The sequence below is a fragment of the Streptomyces sp. NPDC096136 genome (genome assembly GCF_044763325.1).
Taxonomy (GTDB): Bacteria; Actinomycetota; Actinomycetes; order Streptomycetales; family Streptomycetaceae; genus Streptomyces.
The window spans coordinates 449,557-465,067 of the sequence record NZ_JBIWFZ010000005.1 but is presented as its reverse complement, the minus strand read 5'-3'; the positions used below and the strand labels follow the sequence as shown (position 1 = coordinate 465,067).

Sequence of the window (15,511 nt, the reverse complement as noted above, 5' to 3'; positions counted from 1 at the left end):
GGTTGCCGGGCATATGCTCGCCCCGACCAACCCCGGAAACTGAGACGGCCCCCGCCAGGAACGCAAATCCGGACGAGGGCCTGACCAAACAGGAAGTCAGCACACTTCCCATGGCTCCCCAGCACTTTAGCGCCCCCGAGCGCGCCACGTACGGAGTTCATCACTCCAACGTCCGTCACACGACCAGGTTCACCGTCATCGGCAACCACCTGGCCCAGCACCCCCATCTCACGCTGACCGCACGCGGCTTGGGCGCGTACATCCAGTCGCTGCCGTCCGGAACGCCCATCGGCATCAAAGACCTGGCCAGGCGCCTGCCGGAGGGCGAGATCCGCATCGCGTCGGCCCTGCGCGAGCTGGAGGCGTACGGATACCTGAAGCGGGTCCGCGAACAACTGCCCGACGGGCGGTTCGTCACCCACACGGTGTCCTACAACCACCCCAAGGCCACGGCCACCCGCCCTGCCCTGCCGCCGAAGCCCGAGCCGGAGCCCGAGCCCGAGCCGGAGCCCGCCCCACCCGCCGGGCCGGAACGCGCCGCGGAACCCGAACCGGAGCCCGTCCCGCCCCCCGCGCCGGCCCCACGGCCCGCGCCACCGTGCCCCGCCCCGGAGCCGGAACGGCGGCCCCGGCCGCCCTCCCCCGCCCTCCGGGCGGCGAAGACCGTCCTCGCGGAACTGCGCCGCACGGACCACCGCCTCCTCCTCGGCCGCCAGGACATCGAACGCCTCGCCCCGCGGCTGGAATCCTGGCTGGAACGCGGCGTGACCAGGGAAGCGGTGATCTCGGTCCTCACGGCGAGGATCCCCGCCGAACTCCGCAACCCCGCGGGCCTGATCTCCCACCGCCTCGCCGCCCAGGAACCCCCGGACCTGCCACCCGCCTTCCGCAGGCCCGCCTTCGTCCCACCGGACCCCCTGGTCTCCTGCACCAGGTGCGACAGGGCCTTCCGCAGCCCGGTCCCGGGCACCTGCAAGGACTGCTCCCGGCCCGGGCCGGCGGTCTAGGTGAAGTCCGGCATCTCGCCGACCCGGGTGTTCATGTCGATCACCGCGAACACCGCGCCCTGCGGGTCGCCGAGGGCGGCGAAGCGGCCGAAGGGGCTGTCCATCGGGCCGAAGTACACCCTCCCGCCGCGCGCCTGCGCCTTCTCGACCGCCAGATCGCAGTTCGGGACACCGAAGTAGACCTGGAGGTAGGACGGGACCTGCGGCGGGAACTCGTCGCCCATCTTCATCCGGCCCAGCACCGCGTGGTCCGCGCCGCCCACGCTGAAGATCTTGAAGTCCATCCCGGCCGCCTCCGGGTCGTCCCCGACCGCCATCTGACGGGAGGTGTAGGGGAAGACCCGCTCCAGGAACGGGTCCGCCTTGCCCGGCTCGCGGGTGTAGACCTCGGCCCAGGCGTACGAGCCCGCCTCGCCCTGCTTCTCGAAGCCCTTGTGCTCGCCCGGCTGCCAGACGCCGAAGACCGCGCCGCTGGGCTCCTTGGCGATCGCCATCGTGCCGAACGTGCCGACCTGCATCGGCTCCATCATCAGCGTGCCGCCCGCCGCCCTGATCTTCTCCGCGGTGGCGGCGGCGTCGTCCGAGGCGAAGTACAGGCACCACTGGGACGGCGCGTCGCCGCCCGGCATCGGCGGGACGACCGCCGCGACCGCCTTGCCGTCGGAGTAGGCCTGCGTGTAGTTGCCGTACTCGCTGCCGGCCTCGCCGAAGGTCCAGCCCAGCACGTCGGCGTAGAACTCCTTGGCGGCCTCCACATCGGTGAACATCGCGTCCACCCAGCAGGGGGTGCCTTCCGGGAACTCGGCCATGGTCGATCGACTCCTGTGTCGTCCGTCGTCCGTCGTCCGTCGTCCGTCGTCCGTCGTCTTTCGTCTGCCCGTACGTCCCTCCCACGCTAGGGCCGGGGTCCGGCGACCGCGCGCCGAACGGGCGCGGGAACCGGTCCCGGGGGAGGCTGGGGGCATGGACGACATCACCATCCGGCTCGCGCAGCAGCCCGAGGCCGACGCCCTGCTGGCCCGCAGCCCGCTGGCCGCCCTCACCGGGATGCTGCTCGACCAGCAGGTGCCGATGGAGTGGGCGTTCTCCGGGCCGTGGACGATCGCCCAGCGGCTCGGCGCCGACGACCTGGACGCGCACGCCATCGCCGCCTACGACCCGGAGGCGTTCGCGGCGCTGCTGTCGCAGAAGCCGGCGGTCCACCGGTACCCGGGGTCGATGGCGAAGCGGATCCAGCAGCTGTGCGCGTACCTGGTGGAGCACTACGACGGGGACGCGGCGGCCGTCTGGGCGGACGCGGCCACGGGGGCCGAGCTGCTGAAGCGGCTGAAGGCGCTGCCGGGGTTCGGGGAGCAGAAGGCCCAGATCTTCCTGGCCCTGCTGGGAAAGCGGTACGGGGTGCGGCCGAAGGGGTGGCGGGAGGCGGCCGGGGGCTACGGGCCCGCGAACGTCCACCGCTCGGCGGCGGACATCACCGGCCCGGAGTCGCTGGCGAAGGTCCGCGCCTACAAGCAGGCGGCGAAGGCCGCCGCCAAGGCCTCGGGGGGCGCGTAGACCCCTCGGCGCCGGGTCGGCGCGGCAGCCCGCCCTCCACCGCCCCTGCGGGAGGCGCGAGTTGACGGACCGTGGGACCGGGCGGGTCGATGTCCGAGGCCCCGGGTAGCGTCGGCGGGATGACCGAGAACCTCACCCGTGCCACCGCCGCCGAACGCATCTCCGACGGCCCCGGCAGCGTCATCACCCTGCTCACCGACACCGCCGAACTCACTTGCAACACCGCCAGCTTCGAGGTCGGCGCGGTCGGCGCCCCGGTGCACTTCCACACCAAGGCCACCGAGTTCTTCCACGTCACCGACGGCCGCCTCGACGTCCTCGTCGGCGACGAGGTCCACACCCTCTCCAGGGGCGACTTCCTCAGCATCGCGCCCGGCGTGAAGCACGCCTTCGCCCCGGCCGCCGGCCACACCGCCGAGGTGTTCGTCGGGTTCACCCCCGGCATGGGCCGCTTCGACTACTACCGGCTGCTCGGCCGGGTGCGGGCGGGCGAGGCCACCGTGCAGGACATCATCGACAGCCAGCCCACCTACGACAACCACTACGCCGAGAGCGAGGCCTGGGCCGGCCGGCTGCTGCGCAGCGCCGAGGCGTAGACCTCGTCGGCGTCCAGGCGCCGCAGCTCCTCCGCGATCAGCTCCGCCGTGCTGCGGATCTTGAGGGCGACCTTCCGGTCGGGCCACCCCGGCAGGACCAGGGTGGCCAGCGAGCCGGTGGGCCGGTCCACCACGACCTCGCCGGCGGCCGTCTCCAGCCGGACCCGGGTGATGACCGGCCCGCCGGTGGCCACCCGGGCCACCGGCGCGCCCAGCCGGTCCTCCAGCCAGCGCGCCAGCAGCTCGGCACTGGCGTTGTCGGGCTCGCTCTCCACCGCCGCCGCGGTCACCGGCAGGGCCTTCTGGTCGAAGGCGCAGGCCAGCAGCGAGCGCCACGGCGTGAGCCGGGTCCACGCCAGGTCGGTGTCGCCGGGGGCGTAGGCGCCGGCACGGGCGGCCAGGGCGCCGACCGGGTCCACGGCCGCCTGCGCGTCGGTGATCCGGCGCTGCGCCAGCGCGCCCAGGTCGTCGCGGGCCGGGTCGGCGGGGGCGTCGGCCGGCCACCAGGCCACCACCGGCGCGTCCGGCACCAGCAGCGGCAGCACGATCGAGCCGGCCTGGGTGGTGAGGTCGCCGTGCAGGCGCAGGATGACGATCTCTCCGGACCCGGCGTCCGAGCCCACGCGCAGCTCGGCGTCGAGGCGGGTCCGCCGCCGCCGCTCCGGGCCGCGGTGGGTCCGCTTGATCACCGCGATGATCCGGCACGGGTGCGCGCGGGCGGCCTCGGAGGCCGCGCGCACGGCGTCGTAGGCGTTCTCCTCGTCCGTGACGATGACGAGGGTCAGCACGAGCCCCATGGTCGGGCTGCCCACGGCTCGACGGGCCGCCAGCATGGCCCGGTCGATCTTGCTGGACGTGGTGTCGGTGAGTTCGGTCCGCATGCCTACGAGTCTGTCAGCGGCTGCCGCAACGCGGACAACCGGTTCGCTCGATTCCCCCTGGAGCACCGCGTCTCATCGGCGCCGGCGGGCCGTGCCGAAGAGGGAGCGGGAGATCTCGCGCCCCAGCTGGGTGCCGATCGAGCGGGCCAGCGAGCGGAACAGCCCGCTGCCGACGACCTGTTCGGCAAGCGAGGGCTCCGGCTTCGGGGCGCGGCCCGCGGGCCGCCGCGCCGCCCCGGCCTCCCGTCCGGCCTCCCTGCCGGCTTCCTTTTCGGCCTCCGCCGCCGCGGCGGCCGCCTCCGCCTCGGCCTCCGCGGCCGCCTGTTCGGCGGTGATCTTCTCGTAGGCGGACTCGCGGTCGACGGGCTGCGCGTAACGCGGGTACAGCGGGGAGGCCTTGACCGCCGCGTCGAGGGCCGCCGCGTCGATGGGGCCCATCAGCGACTGCGGGGCGCGCAGCCGGATGGCCGCCACGGGGGTGGGGGCGCCCTTCTCGCCGAGCACGGTGACGACGGCCTCGCCGGTGCCGAGGCCGGTCAGCAGTTCCTCCAGGTCGTAGGCGGAGTGGGGGAAGGTCCGGACGGTGGCCTTGAGGGCCTTGGCGTCGTCGGGGGTGAAGGCGCGCAGGGCGTGCTGGACCCGGTTGCCGAGCTGGCCCAGGACGTCGGCGGGGACGTCCTTGGGGGTCTGGGTGACGAAGAAGACGCCGATCCCCTTGGAGCGGATCAGGCGCACGGTCTGGGTGACGGATTCCAGGAAGGCCTTCGAGGCCCCGTTGAAGAGGAGGTGGGCCTCGTCGAAGAAGAAGACCAGCTTCGGACGCTCCGGATCGCCGACTTCCGGAAGGTCGGCATAGAGGTCGGCGAGCAGCCACATGAGAAATGTAGAGAAAAGCTGCGGTTTGTCCTGGACGGCGGGGAGTTCCAGTACGGAAATCAGCCCGCGCCCGTCCGGGGCCGTTCGCAGGAATTCACCGGTGTCGAATTCGGGTTCGCCGAAGAATTCCGAGGCGCCCTGCTGCTCGAATGCGGTGAGCGACCGCAGAATCACCCCGGCGGTGGCGGTGGAGAGTCCGCCGATCCCCTTCAGCTCCGGTTTTCCCTGGTCGGAGACGAGGAAGGCGACGACCGCCCGCAGGTCCTTGAGGTCGATCAGTTCCAGGCCCTTGGAATCGGCGTAGTGGAAGATCAGGCCGAGCGACTGCTCCTGCGTCGGGTTCAGCCGCAGCACCTTGGACATCAGGACCGGTCCGAAGGCGGTCACGCTCGCCCGGAGCGGGATTCCGGGGCCGATGCCGCCGAGCGCATAGAAGGCGGCGGGATATCCGGCGGCCTCCCACGCCTGGCCGACCTCCGCCGCCCGCTCCGCGGTCCTGCCCCCCGGCGCGCCGGGGGCGGAGATCCCCGAGAGGTCCCCCTTGACGTCGGCGAGGAAGACGGGGACGCCGTTCGCGGACAGCTGCTCGGCGATCAGCTGGAGGGTCTTGGTCTTGCCGGTACCGGTGGCGCCCGCGACGAGCCCGTGCCGGTTGAGCACCGAGAGCGGGACGCGGATCCGCCGCTCGGGCAGGCAGGCGCCGTCCCAGAGCAGGGCCCCCAGTTCCAGCGCGGGCCCGGTGAAGGCGTACCCGGCGGCGATCCCGGCGGCCGGACTCTCCGGGTCCGCTTGGCCCACCGCGGCGGCCGTCGGCTCGGGCGGGTCGGTGCTCTGGCTCATGCGTCACTCCCGGAATAGCCCTGAGTGCCACTTTTGCACCGCCGGAGCGAGGCTGCGCCCGGAGGCACGGGCCCGGTAGGCTTTCCGTGTGATCTTCAAGCGCATCGGAAGCGGACGGCCGTACCCCGACCACGGCAGGGAAACCACCCGTCAGTGGGCGGACGTCGCCCCGCGCCCGGTCCGGCTGGACCAGCTCGTGACGACCAAGGGACAGCTGGACCTGGAGACGCTGCTCGCCGAGGACTCCACCTTCTACGGCGACCTCTTCGCGCACGTCGTGAAGTGGCAGGGCGACCTGTACCTGGAGGACGGGCTCCACCGCGCCGTGCGCGCGGCCCTCCAGCAGCGGCAGGTGCTGCACGCCCGCGTGCTCGAAATGGACTGACCGGGGGCCCTCCGAGAGGCCCGCACGGGGCCCGGCCGGGCGCCGGTTGCGCCTTTCGGGTCTGCCTTACCCGATCAACAGATCATTTAGTAGGCATCGTTCCGGTACGGCACTACGCTGCGCCCATGAGCATGCTCACTCCCCCCGGCATGGGCGGAAAGTACCGCGTCACGGGGACTGCGTACCCCCGCATGAGCCGGCCTCGGCGACGCCGGAAGATCGTGTTCGCCCTGCTCGGATCGGTCCTCGCGCTGGCCCTGCTCGGCTACGGGGCACTGCAGCTCATCGACGTGTTCCGGGGCGGCGACGGCGACCGGCGCGCCGCCGCGGCCGCGAAGGACTGCCCGACCAAGAGCCCCGCGGCCTCCGCCCGGCCCGCCGAGGCGGCGAACCCCGGCCCGGCCGCCTCCGGCGCCCCCGCGGCCGCCCTGCCGCAGCCCGGCCAGATCACCGTCAACGTCTACAACGCCACCCCGCGCGCGGGCCTCGCCAAGGCCGTCGGCGACGAGCTGAAGAAGCGCGGCTTCACCATCGGCCACGTCGGCAACGCCCCCGCCGACTTCGACAAGAAGGTCCCCGGGCCCGGGATACTGCTCGGCTCCCCGCGCACCGACAAGGCGGTGTACTCCGTCCTCGGCACCCAGCTCACCGGCGTCACCCAGCAGACCGACACCCGCGAGGGCGCGGACGTCGACCTGATCCTGGGCGACTCCTTCAAGGAGCTGAACACGAAGGAGGACGCGGACAAGGCGCTGGCCGTCCTGGCCAACCCCGCGCCCGCGCCCTCCCCGAAGTGCTGAAGGCGGGCCTGCGCTACTCGGCCGAGCCGTACATGCGGTCGCCCGCGTCGCCCAGGCCCGGCACGATGTAGCCGTGCTCGTTGAGCCGCTCGTCCACGGCGGCCGTCACCACCGTCACCGGCGTGCCCGCCAGCTCGCGCTCCATGACCTCGACGCCCTCGGGCGCGGCCAGCAGCACCACGGCGGTCACGTCGTCGGCGCCGCGCTTGATGAGCTCCTGGATCGCGGCGACCAGCGTGCCGCCGGTGGCCAGCATCGGGTCCACGACGTAGACCTGGCGGCCGGAGAGGTCCTCGGGCATGCGCGTCGCGTACGTGGAGGCCTCCAGGGTCTCCTCGTTGCGGACCATGCCCAGGAAGCCCACCTCGGCGGTCGGCAGCAGCCGGACCATGCCGTCCAGCATGCCGAGGCCGGCGCGCAGGATCGGCACGACCAGCGGGCGCGGGTGCGACAGCTTGACGCCGGTGGTCGGGCCGACCGGGGTCTCGATGTCCGACTGCTCGGTGCGCACGTCACGGGTGGCCTCGTACGCGAGGAGCGTCACCAGCTCGTCGGCGAGCCGCCGGAACGTGGGGGAATCGGTGCGCTTGTCGCGCAGCGTGGTGAGTTTGTGCGCCACCAAGGGGTGATCGACGACCTGCAAACGCACAACATCCTCCAAGACTCAGCCGGGCTTCGACCTGCGATCCGCGACCTGCGACCCTGCTACCTGCGATAAACGGCCGCTGTTCGCGACCTGCTGCCAAAAGGCTACGCGGTGGAAGGGGCGCGGCGCGTCCCGCGCACGCCCCGGGCCCATGAGATGCGGGCCGCCGCGACGACCAGCACGCTGGACGGGTGAGCAACGGCCCAGCGGGCGGCGGCCTCGTGATCGCCGCCGTCGACGGATCCGAGCACAGCCTGCGCGCCCTGGAATGGGCCCGTCTGGCCGCCCTGCGCCACGGCGCCGGCCTGATGGTCGCGCACGTCCTGCCCGACGTCTCCCAGCTCTACGCCGGGCGCCGCTCGTCCCTGCACGACCCCAACGAGCCCGAGGAGTACGCCGACCCCGTGGGCGACCGCGTCCGGGCCCTGCTGGCGGCGGGCCCGCAGTACCCCGCCCACGTCCGCTACGAGGCCCTGGAGGGCTCCGTGCCCGAGGCGCTGCGGGTCGTGGGCGCCGAGAACGCGCCCCTGATGCTGGTCATGGGATCGCGGGGGCGCGGCGGGTTCGCCACCCTGATGCTCGGGTCCAGCAGCCGGGCCGTGGCCGGCAGCGCGAAGTGCCCGGTGGTGGTCGTCCCGCACGAGGACCGCGCGGTCGAGGACCCCTGGGGCGCTTCCGCCGGGCGGGTGGTGGTCGGGCTGCACGCCGCCGAGACGCCCGAGGACGTGCTGCGCTTCGCGTTCGCGGAAGCCGCCGCCCGGGGGACCACCGTCCAGGTGGTCTCCGCGTACGCCGTGCCGCCCGGACCGACGGCGCTGGTCGACGCCCCCTTCGAGGTGGTCCCGCCCGAGGGCCTCGCCGACGGCGGGGACGGGGTGCCGGCCGAACGGGAGATGCTGCGGGCCCAGACGGAGCGGCTGGCCCCGCTGCGGGCCCGCCATCCGGACGTACCGGTCGAGCAGGCCGCCGTGCCCGGGGACGCGGCGGGGCGCCTGGTGGAGGCGTCCCGGTCGGCCGCGCTGGTCGTGGTCGGCCGCCACCATCCGCGCCGGCGGTCGCTGCTGATGGGATCGGTGGCGCACGCCGTCCTCCACCACGCGCACGGCCCGGTGGCCGTCGTCCCGGCGCTCACGGACGACGGCGCGGACTGAGGCGGGCCGCGGCCCGAGGTCACCGGGCGTGATCTGACCCTTCAGGGGTTCCCCGTCCTGACCTGGGCCTATCCGGAAGAGGGTGGCATCAAACGCGCCGGCGGGGGGAAGGTGGGAGCCGGGGGGTCTGCTTCGCGCCGGCGGAGGAGGACGACCCGGACCAGCCTGGGGTGGTGCCGATGCCCGAGACGCAGCCCGAGAACGACGGCAAGGGGAGCGAGGCGGACCGAGCGCCGGAGACAGCGGCGCAGCGCAGGGCGCGACGCGCCCAGTTCCTGCGCGACCTGATGGAGGCCCGGGCGCTGCGCGACCGGGTCCAGCCCCGCCGCGCCCGCGCGGCACGGATGCGGCAGCAGATGCGGATGCGTACGTTCCGTTGGTGAGGGGCACGATGCCCACGGCAGCGACCGGCCCCCGACCGGCCCTCCGCCCGGCGCCGCGACACGGCCGCCGCGCGGAAGACCTCTCGCAAAGCCGCTGTTTCTGCCACGATGCCGATTGGGCGGGGTGCGAACAGCTTGTGTCACGACCGTTCACACCCCAACCTCCGGCCGGGGGGACCTCCAACCGGCACGCCTATGACCAGTGGGAGAGTCACGGTGTATTTCGCCGCACTGCTCGCGCGCACCGAAGACGGGTGGGAAGCGAGCGACCTGGAACTCGACGACGTCGAGTCCCTCAGTGATCTGATCGATCTCGCACGTTCCGCCGCTGTCGACGACGACACGGTGGTCGCCCTCATCGAGCAGGAGGACGCCTGGTTCGGCGTCATCCGCGTGGACGGAGAGGAGGACCCCCGGTACTTCGTGTCGAACGCCTCCGCCGCCGACCGGAGCTCTTACGGATCGATGCTGACCAAGGAGCTGCTGGGCAGCGTCGACGAGGACGACGAACTCGACGAACTGGACCTGGACGGCACCGAGGACGGGGAGGACGAGCCCGTCGCCGCCTACGCGGACGAGGACGACGGGGCGGAAGCCGGGGCGGGGTCGGGCTCCGAGCCGGTGCCGGCCGGCCCGCTCGGCGATCCGCGCCTGCTGGACGACCTCGGCGTCGGCCACAAGGAGCTGATGTCCCTCGACGGGGAGGCCCTCTCGGAGATCGCCGACGCGCTCGGAGCCACCGAGGTGCTGGAGGCCGTCCGCTAGTGATCGCCGCGCACCACCTCACGTACGACACGCACGACCCGCAGGACCCGCACGGCACCGGGGACGGGCCCGGTGTCGGCCCCGACCCGGTCCGGGACCCCTGGCGCGACTCCATGCGCCTGGCGCTCCGGGAGGCCGCCCTGGCGGTGCCGGCCGGCGACGTGCCGGTCGGCGCCGTCCTGCTCGGACCGGACGGCGCCGTCCTCGCCACCGGCCACAACGAACGGGAGGCCGTCGGGGATCCCACGGCGCACGCCGAGGTGCTGGCGCTGCGCCGGGCGGCCGCCCGGCTCGGGGAGTGGCGGCTCACGGGGTGCACCCTGGTGGTCACCCTGGAGCCGTGCGTGATGTGTGCGGGCGCGCTCGTCCAGTCCCGGGTGGCCCGGGTGGTCTACGGCGCGGGGGACGAGAAGGCGGGTGCGGCGGGATCCCTGTGGGACCTCGTGCGGGACCGCCGGCTCAACCACCGCCCCGAGGTGATCCGCGGGGTGCTGGAGGAGGAGTGCGCGCGGCAGCTGACGGAGTTCTTCCGGGAGCGGTGAGCGGGCGGCGGGCGGCGGGCGGCCGGTGGGCGGGCGGCCGGTGGGCGGGCGCCGCGACCGGGTGGTGAGGGGTGAGCAGGGCCACTCGACCGGAAGTTGCGAAGCACTCCCCACCATCGGCTAGGATCTCTCTCGGTGGTGTGTCCGAGTGGCCGAAGGAGCTCGCCTCGAAAGCGAGTATGGGGCAACCCATCGGGGGTTCAAATCCCTCCACCACCGCTCTGGAAACGAGAGCCCCGGTTCGTACGAACCGGGGCTCTCGTGCGTTCCCGCCGTGACCGGGCGTCGGCTCGGCCGTTGGACACGGCATGACCAAGACCCAGCGCCTCCTCGCCGCCTTCGCCCTCGCGGGGGCCGCCGCGGGCCTCGCCGCGCCCGCGGCCTCCGCCGCGCCGCTCGCCCCGCTCACCCTCCCCGACCTGCCGACGGCCGCCCCGGGCATGCCCGCGGGCGCCACGCCGTCCTCGGTCCAGGAGATCGGCGGCAAGATCGGCGAGGGGGCCAACCAGCTCAACCAGCTCATGACGCTGCCGGACCAGCTCCAGCCCGCGATCGCCCCCGTCGCGCCCCTCGTGGACCTGCTGGGCGCCGTCCAGTAGGCCGGCCCGGGGCTCCGTCCGGCGCGCGCCGGGGCACGCGAAGAAGGCCCCGGCCGGAGCCGGGGCCTTCCACGCGGACGGGGGAAGTGACATCGGGGGGACAAGCCACTTCCCCCGGTGAGGACGGAACCCGCCAGCCCGGGCCGCGGTCAGGGGGGGAAGCCCGCGGCTCGGACCCCGCAGTGAGGCCCTGTCCCTCACCCACCGGTTTCCTGCCAGAACCGGTGGGCTCGTGTTCCATCCTGCTCCTCCCGCGCCCGGACGCCTACCGGCAAAAGACCTGTCCGACAGGGTCATTGGTCCTTAAAGGACAGGTGAGTGTCCAAACCTGACCGGTTAGACTCACCCGACTTTGCAGTACCGGTTGGGGAGGCCGACACCGTTCATGGACACCAAGAAGCTCATCACGGGCGCCCTCACGGTGTTCGTCCTCTTCGTGATCATCACCCAGCCCAAGCGGGCGGCCGAGATGGTCGGAATAGGCTTCCAGGGCATATCGGATGCCGCATCCGGCATCGGCGAGTTCATCACCGAACTGGTGACCTGAGCCCGTACGCTGAAGCGATTTCCGGACATCCAGGCCCCTCACTCCGCGGGTGGGGGGCCTTTCGCGTTCTCACCGGTAAAAAGAATACCCCTAAATGCCCAACTTGCCCTCAACACGGCTATATACGGTGCTTGCACACAGTCCACATCTCTTGTGATGCTATGACCACTTTTGACGGATGAGACGGATGAGTTGACCGAAGGGGTGGCGTGACCGTGCCGGCCAGTACTGCGCCTCAGGTGCCTCCCCAGCATGAGCCCCGGCAGGAGCCCAGGCCGGAGCCGCCGCACGAGCCGCCCGCCGACCTCCAGGAGCCCGTGGCGGCCACGGCGAGACCCCAGGGCCGGGGCGCCGACACCCGGGCCCTGACCCAGGTCCTCTTCGGCCAGCTGAAGGGCCTGGAGCCGGGCACCAGCGAGCACAACCGGGTGCGCGGGGCCCTGATCGAGGCCAACCTCCCGCTGGTGCGCTACGCGGCCGCCCGCTTCCGCAGCCGCAACGAGCCCATGGAGGACGTGGTCCAGGTCGGCACCATCGGGCTGATCAACGCGATCGACCGGTTCGACCCCGAGCGCGGGGTCCAGTTCCCCACCTTCGCGATGCCGACGGTCGTGGGGGAGATCAAACGATACTTCCGGGACAACGTCCGCACCGTCCACGTCCCGCGCCGCCTCCACGAGCTGTGGGTGCAGGTCAACGCCGCCACCGAGGACCTCACCACCCTCCACGGCCGCACCCCGACCACCCCGGAGATCGCCGAGCGGCTGCGGATCAGCGAGGACGAGGTGCTCTCCTGCATCGAGGCGGGCCGCAGCTACCACGCGACCTCGCTCGAAGCCGCCCAGGAGGGCGACGGGATGCCCGGGCTGCTCGACCGGCTCGGCTACGAGGACCCCGAGCTGGCCGGCGTCGAGCACCGCGACCTCGTGCGCCACCTGCTCGTACAGCTGCCCGAGCGGGAGCAGCGGATCCTCCTGCTGCGCTACTACAACAACCTGACGCAGTCGCAGATCAGCGCCGAGCTCGGGGTCTCCCAGATGCACGTCTCCCGGCTGCTGGCGCGCAGCTTCGCCCGTCTGAGATCCGCAAACAGGATCGAGGCGTAACCGGATCGGGTGGAGCCCGGCCCGCGATTCCCTACAGAACCGGCTCATTCCGCTCGGTCGGCCGTCTGTCGCTGGAGATACTTGTCGACATGACGCTACAGCGTGTTGCCGACATGTGACATTCTGCTGGAACCGCGTTTGCCGCAGCTCCGCCTCCGGTATTCAGGTGGAGGCTGCGTTCCTCCGACGGACGCGCCGATACGCGACCGTCCGCGACCTCAAGGGGGTGGCATGTCCGTAGACCAGGGCAGCTCCAAGGTGCTCACGCTCGACGAGCGTGAGCTGCCGGCAGTGGCCGACCGCTCGGAAGCCATCGACACCCGCACCCTCTCCCGCTCCCTCTTCCAGCGACTCGCCACCCTGGACCCGGACAGCCCCGAACGGGCTTACGTGCGCGACACCCTGATCGAGCTGAACCTGCCGCTGGTGCGCTACGCGGCAGCCCGGTTCCGCAGCCGCAACGAGCCGATGGAGGACATCGTCCAGGTCGGCACCATCGGCCTGATCAAGGCGATCGACCGCTTCGACTGCGAACGCGGAGTGGAGTTCCCGACGTTCGCGATGCCGACCGTCGTGGGCGAGATCAAACGATTCTTTCGGGACACCTCCTGGTCCGTCCGCGTCCCGCGCCGACTCCAGGAGCTGCGCCTCGCGCTGACCAAGGCCAGCGACGAGCTCGCCCAGCGCCTCGACCGGTCTCCGACCGTGCCGGAGCTGGCGGCCGTCCTCGGCGTCTCCGAGGAGGAGGTCGTCGACGGGCTCGCCGTCGGCAACGCCTACACGGCCTCCTCGCTGGACTCCCCCTCCCCGGAGGACGAGGGCGGCGAGGGCTCGCTCGCGGACCGGCTCGGGTACGAGGACACCGCGCTCGAAGGCGTCGAGTACCGCGAGTCGCTCAAGCCGCTGCTGGCCAAACTCCCGCCCAGGGAGCGGCAGATCATCATGCTGCGCTTCTTCGCGAACATGACCCAGTCGCAGATCGGCGAGGAGGTCGGCATCTCGCAGATGCACGTCTCCCGGCTGCTGACGCGCACGCTCGCGCAGCTGCGCACGGGCCTCATCGGCGAATAGTCCCGCCGGCCGGCCCGACACCCGCCGGACCGGCCATCCGCAGGCGCGGGGTTCACATTTGACAGGGCGTCAGGAACACTGGCGCGATGCGAACGGGATCCCGCGCGGCGCGCACGCTCGCCCTGGCCCTCTGCTGCACGGCCGCCGCCACCCTGACCGGTTGCGGCGGCCCGGACCGCGACGGCTACGCCGCCGTCGGCGCCGCGGCCGCCGGGCCCGAGCGGGGTGCGGGGGAGAACGTGCCGCCGCAGGGGCGGGTGGAGTACCAGCCGATCGCGTCGGCGGGCTCGGCCCCTTCCACGAGCGCCTCCGGCTCCACGGCGTCCGGCGCACCGGGGTCACCGGCAGCCGGCGGCTCCGCACAGGGGGGCTCCGGCCCCGCACCCGGCACCCCGCCGGTCCCGGGCACCCCCGGGACCGCCCCCGCCCCCGCCCCCGGCGCCGGGGGCTCGGGCGGCGGGAACGGCGGCGCGGCGGGCGGCACGGGTGGCCCCGGCACCCCGACGCCCCGGCCGGGCGGCTCCGGCGGCACGGACGGCTCCGACTCCACAGGCGGCTCCGGCGGCGGCACGGCCGGCGGCAGCACCGGCGGCCCGGGAGGATCCGGGGGCTCCGGCGGCTCCGGTGGCACCACGCCCCCGCCCGCCACCCCCGCCGCCCTCACCCTGGGCACCCCGGTCCGCGCGGCGGCGTCCGACCGCTGGTGCGAGCGCGTCACGGTGACCTTCACCAACACCGGCACCACCGCGGCCCGTTCCGGCACGGTCGGCTTCGCGACGCACGTCATCGGCGCGCTGGGCATCGACTGGGCCACGATCACCACCACCCAGCCCCTGCCCGCCCCCATCGCGGGCCGGACCTCCAGGACGCAGGCCTACACGGTCTGCGTGGAGGCCTGGCGGGTCCCCCTGGGCATGCGCGTGGAGACCCGCGGGGTCACCGCGAGCTGGAGCTGACCCGCCCGGGCCCGGCCGGTCAGTGCAGGACCACCCACAGCGCCGCGCCGAGCACCAGCGCCAGCGCGAGGACCAGGGCGAGCCGGCCGGCGCCCTTCGAGCCGGACTCCTTGGGCCGGCGGCGCGATCCCGGCACGGACGGGGTGCGCGCCGCCTGGTCCTCGCCCTCCGCCACGAACGCGCGGAACATCTGCGTGCTGCCGGCGGGGTCGTAGGAGCCCTCGGCGCCGGATGAGTTGTGCTGTGCGGACATGGCTGGACCCTAGCGGGTTTTCCGATTCCTTTACCGCTCCACCCCCGGAATTCATTTGCCTGTAGCAACCATGCTCTTCTATGGTTGCCCTAAGCAACGAGATGGGGGCGGTCCGGTGGGCACGCAGACGACGCAGAGCACCCGGTACGAGGAGCTGGCCCGCCAGCTCACCGGCATCGGGGCGGTCAAACGCGACCTCGCCCGGATCCTGCCCCCGCACTGTCCGCCCGGCGCCGCCGCCGTCCTCACCGTGCTCGACCGGCACGGCGAGATGCGGCTCAGCCGGCTCACCGAGTTCATGGCCGTCGACATCTCCGTCAGCAGCCGGCACGTCGCCCACGTGGCGCAGCGCGGCTGGATCGACCGGGAGACCGACCCCGGCGACGGCCGCTGCCGGATCCTGCGCCTGACCGACGAGGGGCGCGCCGTGCTCGCCGAGCTCGGCGCCCGCTACACGGACGCGCTGGAGAAGGCCCTGGCCGACTGGTCGGCCGAGGACATCGACGCACTCAACACCCTGCTGGCCCGACTCCGATCGAGCTTCTAGGCAAAG

The 15,511-nt window shown here is 73.0% G+C and carries 20 protein-coding genes and 1 tRNA gene; 16 read left to right on the top strand and 5 right to left on the bottom strand.

Annotated elements, in window-relative coordinates:
* The first annotated feature begins 110 nt into the window (after window positions 1-110).
* Entirely contained in the window at window positions 111-1,007 is an 897-nt protein-coding gene (locus ACIRBY_RS14080) for a helix-turn-helix domain-containing protein (RefSeq protein ID WP_403900406.1), read from the top strand.
* On the opposite strand, the gene ACIRBY_RS14075 is transcribed toward ACIRBY_RS14080, so the two are convergent.
* Window positions 1,004-1,816: a VOC family protein gene (locus ACIRBY_RS14075; protein WP_403900404.1), complete on the bottom strand. Its 813-nt coding sequence runs from the start codon at window positions 1,814-1,816 to the stop codon at window positions 1,004-1,006. The genes ACIRBY_RS14080 and ACIRBY_RS14075 overlap by 4 nt on opposite strands.
* Before the next feature lie 154 nt (window positions 1,817-1,970).
* Between ACIRBY_RS14075 and ACIRBY_RS14070 the strand changes: the two genes are divergently transcribed.
* Both ACIRBY_RS14070 and ACIRBY_RS14065 read left to right on the top strand, forming a co-directional pair.
* On the top strand, window positions 1,971-2,561 hold the full coding sequence (locus ACIRBY_RS14070; protein ID WP_403900402.1) for an HhH-GPD-type base excision DNA repair protein: 591 nt from the start codon (window positions 1,971-1,973) through the stop codon (window positions 2,559-2,561).
* A 119-nt stretch (window positions 2,562-2,680) separates the two neighbouring features.
* Window positions 2,681-3,157: a cupin domain-containing protein gene (locus tag ACIRBY_RS14065; RefSeq protein ID WP_403900400.1), complete on the top strand. Its 477-nt coding sequence runs from the start codon at window positions 2,681-2,683 to the stop codon at window positions 3,155-3,157.
* Here the strand turns inward: ACIRBY_RS14065 and opcA are convergent.
* On the bottom strand, window positions 3,103-4,038 hold the full coding sequence (opcA, locus tag ACIRBY_RS14060; protein ID WP_403900398.1) for a glucose-6-phosphate dehydrogenase assembly protein OpcA: 936 nt from the start codon (window positions 4,036-4,038) through the stop codon (window positions 3,103-3,105). The genes ACIRBY_RS14065 and opcA overlap by 55 nt on opposite strands.
* 72 nt (window positions 4,039-4,110) lie before the next feature.
* Window positions 4,111-5,754: a helicase HerA-like domain-containing protein gene (locus ACIRBY_RS14055; RefSeq protein ID WP_403900396.1), complete on the bottom strand. Its 1,644-nt coding sequence runs from the start codon at window positions 5,752-5,754 to the stop codon at window positions 4,111-4,113.
* 88 nt (window positions 5,755-5,842) lie between these two features.
* On the opposite strand from ACIRBY_RS14055, the gene ACIRBY_RS14050 reads away from it, so the two are divergent.
* Window positions 5,843-6,139, top strand: a complete 297-nt coding sequence (locus ACIRBY_RS14050) for a type II toxin-antitoxin system VapB family antitoxin (protein WP_008740979.1) — start codon at window positions 5,843-5,845, stop codon at window positions 6,137-6,139.
* Window positions 6,140-6,264: 125 nt separating this feature from the next.
* A complete protein-coding gene (locus ACIRBY_RS14045; protein WP_403900393.1) occupies window positions 6,265-6,939 on the top strand; it encodes a LytR C-terminal domain-containing protein in 675 nt (224 codons plus the stop codon).
* Between the two features lie 13 nt (window positions 6,940-6,952).
* Here the strand turns inward: ACIRBY_RS14045 and upp are convergent, their stop codons facing one another.
* Complete coding sequence (upp, locus tag ACIRBY_RS14040) at window positions 6,953-7,588, bottom strand: uracil phosphoribosyltransferase (protein WP_030225496.1); 636 nt, start codon at window positions 7,586-7,588, stop codon at window positions 6,953-6,955.
* 188 nt (window positions 7,589-7,776) lie between these two features.
* On the opposite strand from upp, the gene ACIRBY_RS14035 reads away from it, so the two are divergent.
* The 10 genes from ACIRBY_RS14035 (at window position 7,777) to ACIRBY_RS13990 (ending at window position 14,705) form a co-directional block, all read left to right on the top strand.
* Window positions 7,777-8,736, top strand: coding sequence for a universal stress protein (locus tag ACIRBY_RS14035; RefSeq protein WP_403900391.1), 960 nt, complete (start codon window positions 7,777-7,779; stop codon window positions 8,734-8,736).
* 179 nt (window positions 8,737-8,915) lie between these two features.
* On the top strand, window positions 8,916-9,119 hold the full coding sequence (locus ACIRBY_RS14030; protein ID WP_403900389.1) for a hypothetical protein: 204 nt from the start codon (window positions 8,916-8,918) through the stop codon (window positions 9,117-9,119).
* 216 nt (window positions 9,120-9,335) lie between these two features.
* On the top strand, window positions 9,336-9,884 hold the full coding sequence (locus tag ACIRBY_RS14025) for a hypothetical protein (protein WP_366453716.1): 549 nt from the start codon (window positions 9,336-9,338) through the stop codon (window positions 9,882-9,884).
* A gap of 113 nt (window positions 9,885-9,997) precedes the next feature.
* Window positions 9,998-10,426: a tRNA adenosine(34) deaminase TadA gene (gene tadA / locus ACIRBY_RS14020; protein ID WP_366453793.1), complete on the top strand. Its 429-nt coding sequence runs from the start codon at window positions 9,998-10,000 to the stop codon at window positions 10,424-10,426.
* Window positions 10,427-10,560: 134 nt separating this feature from the next.
* Window positions 10,561-10,645: transfer RNA gene (locus tag ACIRBY_RS14015), tRNA-Ser, on the top strand.
* Window positions 10,646-10,734: 89 nt separating this feature from the next.
* The gene (locus ACIRBY_RS14010) at window positions 10,735-11,025 is read left to right on the top strand and encodes a hypothetical protein (RefSeq protein ID WP_403900387.1); all 291 of its coding nucleotides are present in this window, start codon (window positions 10,735-10,737) and stop codon (window positions 11,023-11,025) included.
* 385 nt (window positions 11,026-11,410) lie between these two features.
* Window positions 11,411-11,572: a hypothetical protein gene (locus ACIRBY_RS14005; protein WP_167747595.1), complete on the top strand. Its 162-nt coding sequence runs from the start codon at window positions 11,411-11,413 to the stop codon at window positions 11,570-11,572.
* Window positions 11,573-11,787: 215 nt separating this feature from the next.
* Window positions 11,788-12,678 carry an RNA polymerase sigma factor SigF gene (locus ACIRBY_RS14000; RefSeq protein ID WP_403900385.1) on the top strand — a complete coding sequence of 297 codons (891 nt, stop codon included), beginning with the start codon at window positions 11,788-11,790 and terminating at the stop codon, window positions 12,676-12,678.
* Between the two features lie 231 nt (window positions 12,679-12,909).
* The gene (locus ACIRBY_RS13995) at window positions 12,910-13,749 is read left to right on the top strand and encodes an RNA polymerase sigma factor SigF (RefSeq protein ID WP_403900383.1); all 840 of its coding nucleotides are present in this window, start codon (window positions 12,910-12,912) and stop codon (window positions 13,747-13,749) included.
* 86 nt (window positions 13,750-13,835) lie between these two features.
* Window positions 13,836-14,705 (top strand): hypothetical protein, encoded by an 870-nt coding sequence (locus tag ACIRBY_RS13990; RefSeq protein WP_403900381.1) that lies wholly within the window; start codon window positions 13,836-13,838, stop codon window positions 14,703-14,705.
* A 19-nt stretch (window positions 14,706-14,724) separates the two neighbouring features.
* Here the strand turns inward: ACIRBY_RS13990 and ACIRBY_RS13985 are convergent, their stop codons facing one another.
* A complete protein-coding gene (locus ACIRBY_RS13985; protein WP_403900379.1) occupies window positions 14,725-14,958 on the bottom strand; it encodes a hypothetical protein in 234 nt (77 codons plus the stop codon).
* A 115-nt stretch (window positions 14,959-15,073) separates the two neighbouring features.
* Between ACIRBY_RS13985 and ACIRBY_RS13980 the strand changes: the two genes are divergently transcribed.
* On the top strand, window positions 15,074-15,505 hold the full coding sequence (locus tag ACIRBY_RS13980) for a MarR family winged helix-turn-helix transcriptional regulator (protein ID WP_403900377.1): 432 nt from the start codon (window positions 15,074-15,076) through the stop codon (window positions 15,503-15,505).
* Window positions 15,506-15,511: the final 6 nt, after the last annotated feature.